The sequence below is a fragment of the Martelella mediterranea genome (genome assembly GCF_021021415.1).
Lineage (GTDB): Bacteria > Pseudomonadota > Alphaproteobacteria > Rhizobiales > Rhizobiaceae > Martelella > Martelella mediterranea_C.
Genome location: NZ_JAINWJ010000007.1, coordinates 171,943 through 187,988 on the forward strand (window position 1 = coordinate 171,943; position 16,046 = coordinate 187,988).

The 16,046-nt window shown below is 62.8% G+C and carries 15 protein-coding genes; 11 read left to right on the forward strand and 4 right to left on the reverse strand.

Features of this window, described 5'->3' with window-relative positions:
- The first annotated feature begins 3 nt into the window (after positions 1 to 3).
- The 5 genes from K7H91_RS05300 to K7H91_RS05320 are packed head-to-tail and all read left to right on the forward strand — an operon-like array spanning position 4 to position 4,475.
- A complete protein-coding gene (locus K7H91_RS05300) occupies positions 4 to 828 on the forward strand; it encodes a carbohydrate ABC transporter permease (protein WP_018064708.1) in 825 nt (274 codons plus the stop codon).
- Complete coding sequence (locus K7H91_RS05305) at positions 828 to 1,886, forward strand: ABC transporter ATP-binding protein (protein WP_230719169.1); 1,059 nt, start codon at positions 828 to 830, stop codon at positions 1,884 to 1,886. The genes K7H91_RS05300 and K7H91_RS05305 overlap by 1 nt, the downstream gene beginning before the upstream one ends.
- Positions 1,883 to 2,650, forward strand: a complete 768-nt coding sequence (locus K7H91_RS05310) for a glycerophosphodiester phosphodiesterase (RefSeq protein ID WP_230719170.1) — start codon at positions 1,883 to 1,885, stop codon at positions 2,648 to 2,650. Before K7H91_RS05305 ends, K7H91_RS05310 begins: the two co-directional genes overlap by 4 nt.
- Positions 2,647 to 3,654, forward strand: coding sequence for a LacI family DNA-binding transcriptional regulator (locus K7H91_RS05315; RefSeq protein WP_230719171.1), 1,008 nt, complete (start codon positions 2,647 to 2,649; stop codon positions 3,652 to 3,654). Before K7H91_RS05310 ends, K7H91_RS05315 begins: the two co-directional genes overlap by 4 nt.
- On the forward strand, positions 3,651 to 4,475 hold the full coding sequence (locus K7H91_RS05320; RefSeq protein WP_230719172.1) for an inositol monophosphatase family protein: 825 nt from the start codon (positions 3,651 to 3,653) through the stop codon (positions 4,473 to 4,475). The genes K7H91_RS05315 and K7H91_RS05320 overlap by 4 nt, the downstream gene beginning before the upstream one ends.
- Positions 4,476 to 4,519: 44 nt before the next feature.
- Here K7H91_RS05320 and K7H91_RS05325 read toward each other — a convergent pair whose 3' ends face one another.
- The 4 genes from K7H91_RS05325 to K7H91_RS05340 form a co-directional block, all read right to left on the reverse strand.
- Positions 4,520 to 5,596 (reverse strand): ABC transporter ATP-binding protein, encoded by a 1,077-nt coding sequence (locus K7H91_RS05325; protein ID WP_230719173.1) that lies wholly within the window; start codon positions 5,594 to 5,596, stop codon positions 4,520 to 4,522.
- A 22-nt stretch (positions 5,597 to 5,618) separates the two neighbouring features.
- A complete protein-coding gene (locus K7H91_RS05330) occupies positions 5,619 to 6,503 on the reverse strand; it encodes a carbohydrate ABC transporter permease (protein ID WP_018064702.1) in 885 nt (294 codons plus the stop codon).
- Entirely contained in the window at positions 6,496 to 7,431 is a 936-nt protein-coding gene (locus tag K7H91_RS05335) for a carbohydrate ABC transporter permease (protein ID WP_230719174.1), read from the reverse strand. The genes K7H91_RS05330 and K7H91_RS05335 overlap by 8 nt, the downstream gene beginning before the upstream one ends.
- A gap of 165 nt (positions 7,432 to 7,596) precedes the next feature.
- The gene (locus tag K7H91_RS05340; protein ID WP_230719175.1) at positions 7,597 to 8,889 is read right to left on the reverse strand and encodes an extracellular solute-binding protein; all 1,293 of its coding nucleotides are present in this window, start codon (positions 8,887 to 8,889) and stop codon (positions 7,597 to 7,599) included.
- 228 nt (positions 8,890 to 9,117) lie between these two features.
- Between K7H91_RS05340 and K7H91_RS05345 the strand changes: the two genes are divergently transcribed.
- The 6 genes from K7H91_RS05345 to K7H91_RS05370 all read left to right on the forward strand — a co-directional run bounded on the left by K7H91_RS05345 (position 9,118) and on the right by K7H91_RS05370 (position 15,980).
- Complete coding sequence (locus tag K7H91_RS05345; RefSeq protein ID WP_230719176.1) at positions 9,118 to 10,317, forward strand: ROK family transcriptional regulator; 1,200 nt, start codon at positions 9,118 to 9,120, stop codon at positions 10,315 to 10,317.
- A gap of 33 nt (positions 10,318 to 10,350) precedes the next feature.
- Positions 10,351 to 11,451 carry a Gfo/Idh/MocA family protein gene (locus K7H91_RS05350; RefSeq protein ID WP_230719177.1) on the forward strand — a complete coding sequence of 367 codons (1,101 nt, stop codon included), beginning with the start codon at positions 10,351 to 10,353 and terminating at the stop codon, positions 11,449 to 11,451.
- 65 nt (positions 11,452 to 11,516) lie between these two features.
- Positions 11,517 to 12,158: a ThuA domain-containing protein gene (locus K7H91_RS05355; RefSeq protein ID WP_230719178.1), complete on the forward strand. Its 642-nt coding sequence runs from the start codon at positions 11,517 to 11,519 to the stop codon at positions 12,156 to 12,158.
- Between the two features lie 45 nt (positions 12,159 to 12,203).
- Positions 12,204 to 13,235, forward strand: coding sequence for an aldo/keto reductase (locus tag K7H91_RS05360; protein ID WP_230719179.1), 1,032 nt, complete (start codon positions 12,204 to 12,206; stop codon positions 13,233 to 13,235).
- A 187-nt stretch (positions 13,236 to 13,422) separates the two neighbouring features.
- Positions 13,423 to 14,349 (forward strand): ArsR/SmtB family transcription factor, encoded by a 927-nt coding sequence (locus K7H91_RS05365; RefSeq protein ID WP_230719180.1) that lies wholly within the window; start codon positions 13,423 to 13,425, stop codon positions 14,347 to 14,349.
- Positions 14,350 to 14,471: 122 nt separating this feature from the next.
- A complete protein-coding gene (locus K7H91_RS05370; RefSeq protein WP_230719181.1) occupies positions 14,472 to 15,980 on the forward strand; it encodes an alpha-N-arabinofuranosidase in 1,509 nt (502 codons plus the stop codon).
- Positions 15,981 to 16,046 lie beyond the last annotated feature (66 nt).

Here is a 16,046-nt window from a genome sequence, read left to right on the forward strand (position 1 = left end):
ACAATGTCACGCAATTTCGCCGCCTGGCCGCTCATTCTGGTGCTGGGGCTCCTCAGCCTGCCGCTGGTGATCATGTATGCCTTCGTGTTCATCGACAGCTTTACGAATTCGCCACCGGGCTCGATGATCCCCGACGAGTTCACCCTCGAACACTGGCAGTTCCTGATCGACCCGTCGATTGCCGGCAATGTCTGGTCGGCAACGCTCAACACGCTGATCTTCGCCTGCTCGATCGGGGCGATCGTGGTGTCGCTGTCCTCCATGGGCGGTTATGCGCTTTCGCGCCTCAACATGCCGTTCCGGCAGTTCTTTCTGGCCGGCATCATGGTGATGCACGCCTTTCCTTCGGTGACGCTGATCATCGGGGTGTTTCTGGTGCTGCAGTTCATCGGCCTCTACGACACGCTGATCGGCGTGGTCTTCGTCAAGGCATCGCTGATGCTGCCCTTCGGCATCTGGATCATGAAGGGGTTTTACGACACCGTGCCCTGGGAAATCGAGATGGCGGGCGTTCAGGACGGGGCCTCGCGCTTCACCGTCTGGCGGCGGCTGATCCTGCCGCAGGTCAAGCCCGGCCTGATCGCCCTCGTCGTGTTCTCCTTCCTCGACGCCTGGGGCGAATATGTGCTGCCGCGCATTCTCGCCCCGACGGCGGATTACCGGGTGCTCTCGGTCTATCTCGAGCGGGTCTCGCAGAAGGACTCGATCACCTATGACTTCAACCTCTTCAAGGCGGTGGGGCTCTATTACACCCTGCCCGTCATCATCCTGTTCATCATCTTCCAGAACCGGCTGATGAACATCTTCAGCGGAGGCACCAAAGGCTGATGCGTATCAAGCTTGAAAATTTCACCAAGACCTTCGACCACACCACCGTCATCGACAAGATGAACCTTGAGGTGAACGACGGCGAAATGCTGGCGCTGCTCGGCCCTTCAGGCTGCGGCAAATCGACGACGCTGCTTGCCATTTCCGGCATCCACCGCATCAATGGCGGGCGGATACTGTTCGGCGACAAGGACGTGTCGGGCGTGCCGAGCCAGAAGCGCAATGTCGGCGTGGTGTTCCAGAACTATGCGCTCTATCCGCATATGACGGCGTTCGAGAACATCGCCTTCCCGCTGGAAGTGCGCCATGCCAGCCGCGCCGAGATCGACCGCGAGGTCCGCCAGATCGCCGAACTCGTGCATATCGACCGCTATCTCGACCGCCGCCCCGGCCAGCTTTCCGGCGGCCAGCAGCAACGCGTGGCGCTGGCCCGTGCGCTGGTGCGCAAGCCCGCCGTGCTGCTGTTCGACGAGCCGCTCGCCAATCTCGACGCCAAGCTCCGCCTCGAAATGCGCTCGGAAATCCGCCGCATCCAGATGGAGACCGGCATCACAGCCATTCTCGTCACCCATGACCAGGTGGAAGCGATGTCGATGTGCGACCGGATCGCGATTATGAACGAGGGGCAGATCATCCAGATCGACACCCCGACCGACATGTACCGCAATCCGAAGACCCAGTTCGTCGCGGGCTTTCTCGGCAATCCGCCGATCGCCTTCGTCAACGGCCGGGCGGACGCAGGCGTCATCAAGCTTGACGAGGACGACGTCATCCTGCCGATGCCCTCCAATGCGAAAAAGGCCGAGGACGGCGCGCCGATCATCGTCGGCATCCGCCCCGAAATCTTCGGCAGCAATGACGGCAGCCCGGTCGGCGGCCGCGTCAGCTTCGTGGAAACCCAGGGGCGCGAGAACCTCTACGACGTTGCCCTGCCGTCGGGCGCGGTGCTCCGCTCGATCCAGCCGGTGCGTCACGACATCGCGATTGGCGACGAGGTGCGCTGGGGCGTTCGCCCGGACGATCTGCTGGTGTTTCAGCAGGACGGGACGCGCCTATGAGCGGCGCGCCCGGACTTGCAGCTTTCATCGCGCGCTATGGCTGGCCGGCGGCATCCGCGCCGCTCTGCATCGCCCATCGCGGGGCGAGCGATCACGCCGTCGAAAACACCCTCGCGGCCTTTCGCCTCGCCTCCGAACTCGGGGCGGATATGTGGGAGCTCGACACCCAGTTGACCTGCGACGGCGTCGTGGTCGTCTCCCATGACGACCATCTCGAACGGGTGTTCGGCGTCGATGCCCGGATTTCCGCGATGACGGCGGCCGAGTTGGCCGCCCTCGATAGCGTCGATGTGCCGACCTTCGCCGAGGTCGCCGCGCTTGGGCGTGAACGCGGCACCGGCCTCTATGTCGAGCTGAAGGCACCGGGCACCGGGCTGAAATGCTGGCAGGAACTCGAGGACCACGACCAGCGCTATGCCGCGCTCGGCTCCTTCGACACCACGCAGGTGCGCGAATTGCGCGACGCCGGCTGCGACCTCCCGCTTGCCGTCCTGGTAGGCCAGGGCAAGGACCCGATGGCGCTGGCCGAAAAGGCAGGGGCCGATCTGGTGCATCTATGCTGGGAAAAAGACGGGCCGCGCCCGCAGGACAAGGTGACAGCGGAGCTTTGCGACCGTATCTTCCGCTCGCAACGGCAGATCGTTCTCTGGCATGAGGAGCGGGCGGATATCCTGAAAGACATGATCGACCTTCCGGTTCTGGGTATCTGCACCAACCGGCCGGAGATGATGCAGACCGGCGAGGCATCCAGCGACATTACATGAGCGATCCAGTATTTCCGAAACGGGCCGTGACGTCCCATGATGTCGCCCGGCACGCCGGCGTTTCCCGCGCCGCCGTGTCGCGCACCTTCACGCCCAATGCCTCCGTCTCCGAGGAAACCCGGCAGAAGGTCATCAAGGCCGCCAACGAGCTTGGCTACCGCGTCAATTATCTGGCCCGCAGCCTGATCAACAAGCGCTCCGATCTGGTCGGCGTGGTCGCCGCCGGCCTCGACAATCCGTTCCGGACGATGCAGATCGACCACCTGACGCGCGGCCTGCTGGCGCGCGACCTGCGGCCGATCCTGCTGCCCACCTCGCGTTCGGAGGATGTGACGACCTTCATCCGGCAATTGCTGCAATATTCGGTTTCCGGCGTCATCGTCACATCGGATGCCCCGCCGACGGAGCTGTGCGAGGAATGCGCCGGCAATGGCATACCGATCGTCCTGATCAATAAGGGCGAGAACATTCCCCTGGTGGACCGCGTGGTCAACGACGACGATGTCGCCGCCCGGGCGGCGGCCGACTATTTCTTCGATGCCGGCTGTCGGCGGCTGGCCGTCATGGCCTCGCCGCACCTGTCCTTCACCGGCCGCAGCCGCAGACAGGCCTTCATCGCGCGCGCCGAGGAGCTCGGCGCCGAACTCGAGGTGATCGGCGTGCCGGTCAACGACTACAAATCGGGCTTCGAACAGGGCGCCGCGCTGGCCGACAGCGCCGCCGAGGCGCTGTTTTGCGTCAACGACTACATGGCCTGCGGCGTCATCGATGCGCTGGCGCGCCTTGGACGCGACCGGGACCATCCCGGCCTCAGGATCATCGGCCATGATGATATTCCCCAGGCAGGCTGGGACGCCTACCGGTTGACAACCTTCCACCAGGCCTGCGACCTGCAGACCGAGGCGGCGATCGATTTCCTCGAAAGCCGCATCGCCGATCCCGACCTTCCGGCGCGGCTGGAAACCACGCCCGTGCGGCTGGTGGAACGAAAGTCGGCTGCATGACCAGCCTGTCCGAACATGACATTGACGCGCGCTATGCGTTCGCGCAGGCGCTCGCTCAAAGCGCCGGCGAACGGGCGCTTCAGCTTCAGCGAGACGACGCCGCGATTTCGATCGCAAACAAGGGGCTTCAGGATTTCGTCACCAATGCCGACCGGGAATGCGAGGCGCTGATCCGCGCGGCGATCGCCCGCGACTTTCCCGAGGACGGCTTTGTGGGCGAGGAGACCGGCCGGACGGGCGGCGACGGCCCGGTCTGGGTCATCGATCCGATCGACGGCACCAACAATTACATGCGCCGCCTGCCCGACTGGGGCGTTTCAATCGCACTGGTGGCCGATGGCGAGATCATGCTCGGCGCGATCTTCGACGCGACCACGCAGACCGTGTTCCACGCCCGCCGTGGCCATGGCGCATTTAACGGCGACAACCGGCTTTCCGCCTCGGGCAATGATGACCCGCAGGCCGCATTGGCGCTCACCGGCCATTCCCGCCGCACCGCGATCGGCCCATATCTCGATCTGCTCCTGAACCTCCACGAGCAAGGCTTCGATCACCGCCGCATCGGAGCCGCGGCTCTCGGACTCTTGCGCGTGGCTGAGGGCAAAGCCGAGCTCTATTACGAGGCTCACCTCAATTGCTGGGACGTCCTGGCGGGCATTCTGATCGCGGAAGAGGCTGGCGCCGTTGTCGAACGCTCCGCGCTTCCCGACCTGCTCCGCCAAGGCGGCCCGGTGCGCGCCTGCGGCCCCGAAATCGCGTCCGCCGTCAGCGCATTGTTCCACCCATCGCCGCAACGCCGCCAAACGCAGGGGCAGGGCTGACCGCCCGCCGGCCCTCCCCATTCGCGCGCCCGTTTCCAGCCCGGCTACAGCGCCTCGCCGGTCTCGCTGTCGAAGATGTGGACGCGTTCGGGGTCGATCTTGGCCTCGAAGGGCTGGCCGTGGTGGATTTCGCGTTCGCCGTCGACGATCGCCGTCACATGCTGGCCGCCGAGTTCGAACACGACATGGCTCTGCGCGCCGGTCGGCTCCACCAGCAGCGCCGTGCCGTTGATCACCGAGCCGGTTCCGATATCGGGATTGAGGTGTTCGGGGCGCAGGCCGACCGTAACCTTGCGGTCGGGCGTGAGGTCGGCATGGTCGCCGGAGATCGCCAGCACCGTGCCATCGGCAAAGCGCACCGCCGGCGCGCCGTCCGCGGCGACGATCGTGCCGGGGAGAAGGTTCATCGCCGGCGAGCCGATGAAGGCGGCGACAAACAGGTTTGCCGGTTTCCTGTAAAGCTCGATCGGCGTGCCCTGCTGCTCGATCCGGCCCTGGTTGAGCACCACCACCCGGTCGGCCAGCGTCATCGCCTCGATCTGGTCATGGGTGACATAGACCGATGTGGTCTCCACGCGCTGATGCAGCGTCTTGATCTCCGCGCGCATCTGGACCCTGAGCTTGGCGTCGAGGTTCGACAGCGGCTCGTCGAACAGGAACACCGCCGGATCGCGCACCACCGCCCGGCCCATCGCGACGCGCTGACGCTGGCCGCCGGAAAGCTGCGAGGGCTTGCGGTCGAGCAGCGCCGTCAGGTCCAGCATCCGCGCCGCCTCGCCGACGCGCTCCTCGATTTCCGCTTTCGGGCGCTTGGCGAGACGCAGGTTGAAGCCCATGTTTTCGGCCACCGTCATATGCGGATAGAGCGCGTAGGACTGGAACACCATGGCGATGTTGCGCTCGCGCGGCGTCAGATCGTTGACGATCTCCCCGCCGATCGAAATATCGCCGCCGGTGATTTCCTCAAGGCCGGCGATCATGCGCAACAGCGTGGATTTCCCGCAGCCCGACGGTCCGACAAGGGCGACGAACTCGCCATCCTCGATCGAAAGCGAAACGCCGTGGATGACCTCGAGAGCGCCGTAGGACTTTCTGATATTGCTGAGTTCGACGGATGCCATTTTCGACAAGCTCCCGGAGGGTTCACGATTTCACGGCGCCGGCTGTAAGCCCGGCGATGATGTGTTTCTGGGCGATAAAGAAGGCGATGATCGTCGGCAGGATGGTCAGCGTGATGAAGGCGAGCACAAGCTGCCATTCGGTCGCGAACTCGCCCTTGTAGACCATGATGCCGAGCGGCCAGGGATAGCGGCTCTCCGTGTTCAGCATGATCAATGGAATGATGTAGCTGTTCCAGCTCTGCACGAAGGCGATGATGCCGACCGTGGCGATGATCGGCCGCGACAGCGGCATGGTCACATGCCAGAAAAAGCCGATATAGCCGCAGCCGTCGACGAAGGCGGCGTCGAACAGCTCCTCCGGCAGGTTGCGGAAATAATTGCGAAACAGCAGGATGCTCATGCCGAGCCCGAAGGCCACCTGCGGCAGGATCACGCCCCAATAGGTATCGAGCAGGCCGAGATCGCGGATGCGGATATAAAGCGGCAGGATGGCGGTGGCCGCCGGGAACATCAGCCCGATCAGGAAATAGTTGAGCAGATAATCCGAACCGAAGAAACGGATATGGGCGAAGCAGAAGGCGGCGCAGGCGGCGAACACGATGGTCAGAAACACGGTAAACACCGCGATCAGCAGCGAATTGCCCATCTGCAGCCAATAGCGCTTCGAGATCAGGATATCGGTGTAATTGCTCCACTGCCATTGATCGGGCAGGCCGAACGGACTGCCGCGCAGGTCCGGCAGCGTCTTGAAGCCGCCAAGCGCGGTGGTGATGAGCGGGATGATGACAATGCCGGCGACAAGCAGCAGCGAGACATAGAGATAGGTCTTGGTGCCGGCATTGAGCTTGCGGCCTTCCCCGCCGGATTTTGCCGCATCGATCGGCGCGCTTTCGGAAATCTCAGTCATTTTTCATGAATATCCGTTTGTAGCTGAAGGCCAGCGTGACGCAGATGATGAACAGAATGACGCCGACGGCGCTGCCGAAACCGACCTGCATGCGGGTAACGCCGAAATTGTAGAGGAAGGTCACCATGGTCTGGGTCGAGTTGGCCGGCCCGCCGCCGGTGAGCGGCATGATCAGATCGAAAAGCTGGAGCGAGCCGATGACGGCGAAGAACACCGAAAGCCGCACGGTGGAGCCGAGCATCGGCAGCGTCACCAGCCGGAATTTCTGCCAGCCGGTCGCCCCGTCGATATCGGCCGCTTCCAGAATCCTGCGATCGATCGCCTGCAGGCCGGCGATGAACAGCATCATGTGGAAGCCGAAATATTTCCAGACCACCACGGCGAGGATAGCCGACATGGCGGTATCGGGATTGGCCAGCACAAACGGCGGCTCCGCGCCGAAGAAATGCCAGATGCCGGCCACCAGCCCGAAATCGCCGTCATAGACGAAACGCCAGATCATGCCGGCAGCGACATCGGCCAGCACATAGGGCAGGAAGAAGATCAGCCGGAAGAACAGCGCGCCCCTGATCTGCTTCGTCACCATGGAGGCGAGCCACAGCGCCAGCGGAAGCTGGATGACGATCGAGACGGCGATGATCAGGCCGTTATTGATCAGCGCCTTGGTGAAGGCGCTATTGCGGAAGATAAGCTGGTAGTTGCGGAAATCGACCCACTTGCTCGGTTCGCCGTAGCCGTTCCAGCTGAAGAAGGAGTACCAGGCCGCCTCGCCGATCGGCAGGATGACGAGCAGCGTGAACAGCACCAGCGCCGGCGGCAGGAAGATGATCAGCACCGGCCATTTGGTATGGGCCAGCGAGCGCCGTCTTCTGGACCTGCCCGGAGCAGGCCCGACCGGCGCGGGCAGGATGGAGTCGGTGGTCGTCATTGGCATTTTCCCGCATGCAGTGCGGCGGCGGTATGCCGCCTGGCCCGTGCAGCCGGAGATCGCGCATTTAAACCGGGTTCAGTGAAAAAGGCCGGCCGAGCGCATCCCCGAACATCAGGAGCCTTGAATGCCGGGCGCCGGCAAGCCGGCGCCCGGAACAACGAACTACATGTTTTCCAGTTCGTAGGTGTCCTGGATCTGCTGGGCGGCGTCTTCCGGCGAGGTCGCGCCGGAGACAATCGCGACGCTCATGTCGTTGACGACGGCGCCGACATTGGGCCCGAGATCCTGGTCGAGATAGTTCTGGTGCCAGGTTTCATCGGCCAGCGCCTCGGCGCTGCTCTTCAGAAGCGGATCGGTGATCGATTCAGCAACGCCGATCGTGACCGGAATGACCTTCTGGACCTCGGATATCCTGCGGGCGACATCCGGGCTGGTGTAATATTCGAGGAATTTCTCGGTCTCGGGCGGCGCGTCCTTGGTCACGGCCCAGCCCGTCAGCCCGCCCATATTGTCGGTGACGACGCCCGGCGCGCCCTCGATCACGGGAAAGGCGAAACGGCCGATATTGTCTTCAGCCAGCCCCTTGCCGTCGGTGGAATTGCTGATCTGGGTCCGACCGGTGCTTTCAAACGACAGGATCATCGCCGCGCGACCGTCGCCGAAGGCTGCCAGCGCATCGTTCCAGGTCGCGCCGAGATAGCCGTTCTGGAAGGGTTCAAGCGCGCCAAGCGCTGCAAGCTTCTCGCCGGCCGCGACGAAGGGCTCACCCGCGAAACCGCCATTTTCGCCGGCCTTGGCCGCCATGAAGCCGTCATGACCCGCCTCGCGCATGGCGAGATAGCCCCAGTAGAAATGGATCGGCCACTTGTCGCCGCCGCCGCCGGCAATCGGGGTGATCCCGGCTTCCTTCAAGGTCTTGACCGCGCCCATGAAGTCATCCCAGGTTCCGATCGAGGTGCCGTCCACACCGGCCTTGTCGAACAGTTCCTTGTTGTAGAAGAACGAGACGACGCCGTTCAGCACCGGCGCGGCCCAGACTTGGTCGTCAAATGTCATCCCGGCAATCGACGACGGTTTCAGCGTGTCGCGCCATTTGTTGTTGTCGGCATCAAGCGCCGGCGTAATGTCCCTGAGGACGCCGGTTTCGGCCTGCGCCTCCAGAACGCCGCCGCCCCAGGTGTAGAACAGGCTGGGAATCTCGGATGATTGCAGCAGGGTCGGCAGTTTCGCCTTGAAGGCCTGGTTTTCCAGGAACTGCATCTCGATCGTGACGCCCGGATTGGCCTCTTCGAACTCGTCGGCCACCTGGCGCCAGACTTCCACGACCGGCTCCTGGTTTTCCAGATGGAGCCATTTGATGACGGTTTCAGCCGATGCCGTGTTCGCGGTCGTCGCAAGGGCTGTGAAACCTGCGGCGACGGCGCCGTAACGAAGCCATTTGGTAGTACTTGACATATCGCACTCCTCCCAAAGCACTTTTTGCAGTATCCGGATTAAATAAATGTCGAGACCTGTTTTTTGTCAACCGGTATTTGCCCCGAGCGCGGCACAATGCCTTAAAAATAGCCATATCGCGCAGAAATCGCTTGCATGGCGCGCGGGACCGGGACTAAGAAAAGACATAAATTATTTCGTGATGCGGAAAAATTAAACCCCTGCCCTGAAGCTGCCCGACGAGCCTCCATGAAGACCGCTGATCCTGAATTGATGCGAGCAATCAACCGGTTGAGCGTGCTGGACACGATCCGGCGCAACGGCCCGATCGCGCGCATCGAGATCAGCAAGCGCACCGAACTGTCGACCAGCACGGTTTCGGCGATCACGGGATCGCTGATCGATGACGGTCTTATTCTGTCGCGGCACGAGGGCGACCTGCGCAATGCCGCCGCACGCGGTCGCCCCCGGGTGATGCTCGAGCTCAACCCCGAGGCTTCCCGGGTTGTCGGAGCGAAGATCGCGGCAACGCGCATGACCTTCGTGGTGTCCGATTTCTGCGGCGAGGTGCTTTCTGAGTTTTCGCTCCCCGTGCGCATTGACCGGATGCCAATCGATGTCATCGCCGATCTGGTGGAAGACGGCGTGCGCGCCTGCGTGATGGATAGCGGGTTGACGCTTTCGGAAATCAACATGATCTGTCTCGGCATTCCCGGCGTGGTCGAGCACCGCACCGGCGTGGTGCGCTCCAGCCCGATCTTCCGCGACGAGAATGTGGATTTCGCCGCCGTCATGTCGCCGCGCTTCGGCATCCGGACGATCATCGAAAGCGATGTCCACGCCGTCACGCTCGCCCATCACTGGTTCGGCAAGGCGCGCCATCTCGAGGACATGGTGCTGGTCTCGCTGGAGCGGACGCTGGGGCTCGGCGTGCTGCACAACAGCCAGCTCTTTCGCGGCGCGGGCGGGCTCAGCCACAATCTCGGCGACCTCGTGCTCGGCAGCAGCGCCGACAGCATGTCGCGGCTGGCAAGCCTTGCCGGCGAAAGCGCGATCCTCGGCGACGGCCCGCGCGAAGGGCTTTATGCCGATGCCGTGCGGCTGGGGCGCGGCATTTCGCATGCCCAGACGCTGATCAAGGCCAAGGACGCGCAGATCATGTCGGCGGCGGAGCGCGCCGGCGATGCCATCGGCGTGACGGTCGCCAACATCGTCACCCTTTTCGCCCCGCCGCGCGTTATTCTCGTGGGGTCCAGCCTTGCGCTCGGCAAACCCTTCATCGACCGGCTGACAAAGGCCTTCAACAGCGCGATCCCGCCATCGCTCGCCGATGTCAGCGAACTGGTCTTCGACGACGCCGAGGATTTTTTCTGGGCGCGGGGAGCGGCGGCCGTCGCGCTTTACGAACTGTATGAATCGCCATGGAGCACAACCGGCCCTGCGCTTTGAACGCCGGGCTTCGCGCTTTGGGAGGAGTGAGAAATGGAAAAAGTAGGTATCGGCATCATCGGATGCGGCAATATTTCGGGCGCCTATCTGAAGGCGATGGCCGGATTCGACATTCTCGACATTCGCGGCGTCGCCGACCTCAACCAGGCGGCAGCCGAGGCGAAGGCGGCCGAATTCAACGTGCCCGTCAGCACGATCGACGCGCTTCTGGCCGACCCCAAGGTCGAGATCATCCTCAACCTGACCATTCCGCGCGCCCATGTCGCGGTGGGCTTGAGAGCGCTTGAGGCCGGCAAGCATACCTATTCGGAAAAGCCGCTCGGCATCACCTTCGCCGAGGGCAAGACGCTCGCGGACGCCGCCGCCAGGGCAGGACTCAGGATCGGCGCGGCCCCCGATACGTTTCTCGGCGGCGGCCACCAGACGGCGCGCGCGCTGGTCGACAGCGGCGCGCTCGGCCTTGCCGTCGGCGGCACGGCGAGCTTCATGCGGCCGGGCCATGAATCCTGGCACCCCAATCCCGATTTCTACTACGATATCGGCGGCGGGCCGATGCTCGACATGGGCCCTTATTACATCACCGACTTGGTCAACCTGTTCGGCCCCGTGAAGAAGGTTGCCGGTTTTGCAACCATGCTGCGCCGGGAACGCGAGATCACCAGCGAACCGCGCCGGGGCGACATGATTTCCGTCAAGGTGCCGACCCATATCGCCGGCACGCTGATCTTCGAAAACGGCGCGGTCGTGCAGGTGACGATGAGCTTCGACGTGGCAGGCCACAAGCATCTGCCGATCGAGATCTACGGCACCGAGGGAACGCTCTTGGTTCCCGACCCCAATTTCTTCGCCGGGCCCGTCTCGCTGCTGAAGAAGGGCGGAGACTTCGAGGATCAGCCCGTCGACCAGCCCTATGCCGACGGCAATTACCGCTCGATCGGGCTTGCCGATATGGCCTATGCGATCCGCAATGACAGGCCGCACAGGGCGAACGGCGATCTGGCCCTGCATGTGCTGGAGGTGATGGAGGCCTTCACCACCGCCGCCGAAACCGAAAAGACCGTCGGGATCACCACCACCGTCGCGCGGCCGGCGCCGCTGTCGGATTCGCTGATCGACGGCGCGCTCGGCAAATAGGCCGAAGGGCGAGAAACCATCAACCCGGCCGGCGGGATGCCGGCTGATGCGAGAGGAGAGATATCATGCGCGAAGCACTCATTGTCTGGGGCGGCTGGAGCGGCCACGAGCCGGAGGAATGCGCCCACATCATCCGCGACATGCTGCAGGAGGACGGGTTCAAGGTCTATCTCGAACATTCCACCGAGGCCTTCGCCGATCCACAGATCAAGGATTTGAGCCTGATCGTTCCGATTATGACCATGTCGAAGATCGAGAAGGAGGAGGTCAAGAACCTCTCCGCGGCCGTGGAGAGCGGCGTCGGCATTGCCGGCTATCACGGCGGTGCGGGCGATGCCTTCCGCGATTCGGTCGACTACCAGTTCATCATCGGCGGCCAGTGGGTCGCCCATCCCGGCAATATCATCGACTACACGGTCAATGTGACGAAGCCAGACGACCCGATCATGGAGGGGATTTCCGATTTCCCCTATCATTCGGAGCAGTATTACATGCATGTCGACCCCTCCAACGAGGTGCTGGCCACCACTACCTTCAGAGGCGACCATGCGGAATGGATCGACGGCGTGGTCATGCCGGTGGCCTGGAAGCGCCGCCACGGCAAGGGAAAGGTGTTCTATTCCTCGCTCGGCCACATCGCCAGCGAGTTCCAGGTTCCGGAAATGGCGACCATCTTCCGGCGCGGCGCCAACTGGGCGGCGCGCTGAGCCGCGCGACCGCCTCTGCCATCAGTCAACAGAAAGGAAACGCTCATGGATTATCGCAGACTTGGAAACAGCGGCACCGTGGTGACCAGTCTCTGCCTCGGCACCATGACCTTCGGCGACGAGGCCGACGAGGCGACATCCTTCCGGCTGATGGACGCCTATGTCGAGGCCGGCGGCAACTTCATCGATACCGCCAACGTCTACTCGACCGGCCTCTCTGAGGAGATCGTCGGGCGCTGGCTGAAGCAGAAGCCCGGCATCACCAAGGAGCTGGTGATCGCCACCAAGGCCCGGTTTCCCATGGGCAACGGGCCGAACCGCATCGGCCTCTCGCGCAAGAACCTGGCCGAAGCGCTCGATGCCTCGCTGGCCCGCCTCGGCGTCGAGCAGATCGACCTCTACCAGCTTCATGCCTGGGACGCGCTGACGCCGCTGGAGGAATCGCTGCGCTTCCTCGATGATGCCATCGCCAGCGGCAAGATCGCCTATTACGGCTTCTCGAATTTTCTCGGCTGGCATCTGACCAAGGCGGTGTGGCTGGCGAAAGCGAACGGCTTTGCCGCCCCGGTGACGCTTCAGCCGCAATACAATCTCCTTGCCCGCGGCATCGAGCACGAGATCGTGCCGGCCTGCGCGGATGCCGGCATGGGGCTTTTGCCGTGGTCGCCGCTTGCCGGCGGCTGGCTTTCCGGCAAGTACAAGCGCGATCAGATGCCGACAGGCGCCACAAGGCTCGGCGAAAACCCCGCGCGTGGCATGGAAGCCTATGACAAGCACAATACCAAATCCGTGACCTGGGCGGTGCTGGACGCGCTGGAGGATATCGCCGGCGCGCACAATGCCAGCATGGCGCAGGTGGCGCTGGCCTGGCTCGCGGCGCAACCCGCCGTCACCTCCGTCATTGTCGGTGCGCGCACCGAAGCACAGCTCGCCGACAATCTCGGCGCGGCGAAACTTCAGCTTTCCGCAGATGAGATCAAGCGCCTGTCGGAGGTCTCCGACCAGCCCATGCCGGATTACCCCTATGGGATCGCCGGCGCGGCGCAGCGATTCCGCAAGATTGAAGGCGGTCGCTGACGACAACCTGCGCTCTCGGGACCGGCGGCCTTCAGCCGGTCTCCGCCGCTGCCACGCATCTATGCGGAGGGACAATCAGTTGTCGGCGCAGGCCTGCCCTGCCGCTTCCGTAAACGTTGAAATTTGACCACGCCAAGAATCCTGATATGAACGTTTTCCCGGAAGCCTTCCAGCAGCGAACATATCCATGTCACGTAAATTCCTTGTTGTAGATCCTGAAAAGGACATGCATGTCATCAAAGGGCTCGCCGCGCCTGCGCGCATTTCGGTGCTCAAGCTGCTTCGCCGCAAGGGCGCGCTCAACGTCAAGGAAATCGGAGAAATCCTCGACCTGCCGCAGTCGACGGTTTCGCTCAGTGTGCAGTTGCTGGAAGATGCCGGGCTGATCCGGACCGAGAGCCAGCGGGCGCGCAAGGGCAATCAGAAGGTCTGCACCAGCATCTACGATGAGGTTGTCATCCTCTTCGGCGATGCCGCGGAGGAACGCCGCAATGACGCGATCGAGGTGGCGATGCCCGTCGGCCTTTATACGGCCTGCGACGTCAGCGCGCCCTGCGGACTGTGCACCGACGAAGGGATTATCGGGCTTCTGGATGTGCCCGATTCCTTCCTCGATCCGGCACGGATGAAGGCGGGGCTGATCTGGTTCACGCGCGGCTCGGTGGAGTACCAGTTTCCCAACAACGCCCGGCTCGACAACCGCGACGTCGCCGAGCTTGAGTTCTCGCTGGAGCTTTCCTCCGAAATGCCGGGCACCAATCCGGACTGGCCGTCCGACATCACCATCACCGTCAATGGCGTCGATATCGGCCAGTGGACCTCGCCCGGCGATTTCGGTGACCGTCGCGGCGTGTTCACACCCGACTGGTGGAAGCTGAAGGGCTCGCAATACGGCATGCTGAAGCGTTTTCGCGTGACCGACGAAGGCTCCTTTGTCGACGGCATCAGGATGTCGGACATCTGCCTTGCCGATCTCGGGCTCGATCAGAAACATTCGATCCGCCTCTGTCTGAGCGTGCGCGACGAGGCCCGCCACCCGGGCGGCATCAATATTTTCGGCAAAGGGTTCGGCAATTACGATCAGGATATCGTCCTGCGCATGACGACCCGATAGCCCTGCCGGGCGCAAAACGAACCGGCGCACACCCTGAAAACCGCTTGACGAACGGAACAATCGGGTCTTTATTATCCATAAATATTGGTTTGCACCAAAAAACAAAATACCGGGGAGGAAGCATGCAGGCCCGCGTCACAGCGCACAAGAACTTCACCATTTCCATGATCGATCCGAGGCTCTACGGCTCGTTTCTTGAGCATCTCGGACGCGCAGTATACACCGGCATCTATGAGCCTGACCATCCCACCGCCGATGACAACGGCATGCGCCGTGACGTCATCGATCTCGTGCGTGAGCTGGATACCCCGATCTGCCGCTATCCCGGCGGCAATTTCGTATCGGCCTATAACTGGGAGGACGGCATCGGCCCGCAGAGCGAGCGCCCCACCCGTCTCGACCTAGCCTGGCGGACGGCGGAATCCAACCAGGTCGGCATCCACGAATTCGCCCGCTGGGCCGAAGCCGCCAATACCGAGATGATGCTGGCCGTCAATCTCGGCTCGCGCGGGCTCGATGCGGCGCGCAATTTCGTCGAATATGTCAATCATCCAGGCGGCAGCTACTGGTCCGACCTGCGCCGCAAGAACGGCCAGGCCGATCCGTGGAACGTCAAGCTCTGGTGCCTCGGCAACGAGATGGATGGCCCCTGGCAGGTCGGTCACAAATCCGCCGCCGAATATGGCCATCTCGCCAACGAGACCGCCAAGGCGATCCGCGCCTTCGACGACAAGCTCGAACTGGTGGTCTGCGGCTCGTCCCATTCCGACATGCCGACCTTCCCGCAATGGGAAGCCACGGTGCTGGACGAGACCTATGACCAGGTCGACTATATCTCGCTGCACATGTATTTCATGAACTACGAGAAGAACACGCGCGAATATCTGGCGCTGCCGGAAAAGCTCGACCGCTATATCGGCACGGTCAGCGGCGTGATCGACTACATCAAGGCCAAGAAGCGCTCGAAAAAGAACGTCAAGATCTCCTTCGATGAGTGGAATGTCTGGTATCACGAGCGCGAGGCGGACGAAAAACGCATGAAGGAGTGGGACTGGCCGCACGCGCCGGTGCTTCTCGAAGACATCTACAATTTCGAGGATGTGCTCCAGGTTGGCTGCATCATCAACACCTTCATCCGCCGCTCGGATGTGGTGAGCATTGCCTGCATCGCCCAGCTCGTGAACGTCATCGCGCCGATCATGACGGCGCCCGGCGGCGCGGCCTGGAAGCAGACAATCTATCATCCCTTCCAGCTTGCCTCGCGCTATGGCCGCGGCACGGCGCTGGCGCTCGACGTCGATTGCGCCACTTATAACGCCGATATCGCGGCCAATGTGTCCTATCTCGACATTTCCGGCGTCCACGACGCGGATGAGGGCACACTGACCTTCTTCGCCATCAACCGTCACGGAGAGGAGCCGATGACGATTGATCTCGCGCTGGAGCGCTTCGGCGAAATCAGGTCGGTCGAGCACACGCTGATCAAGCATGACGACCTCGAAGCGGTGAATACGCAGGAAAATCCGGAAAACGTGAAACCCGTGAAGCAGGACGGCGCAAGCGTGTCCGGCGGCAAGGTTTCGATTACGGTGCCTGCCTATTCCTACTCGATGATCCGGGTGACGCTCTAGCGTCAGCCGGACCGCCGCTGCGCGCAATCAAGCAAGACGGCGCGCCGCATGCCTTCTGAAACGGGG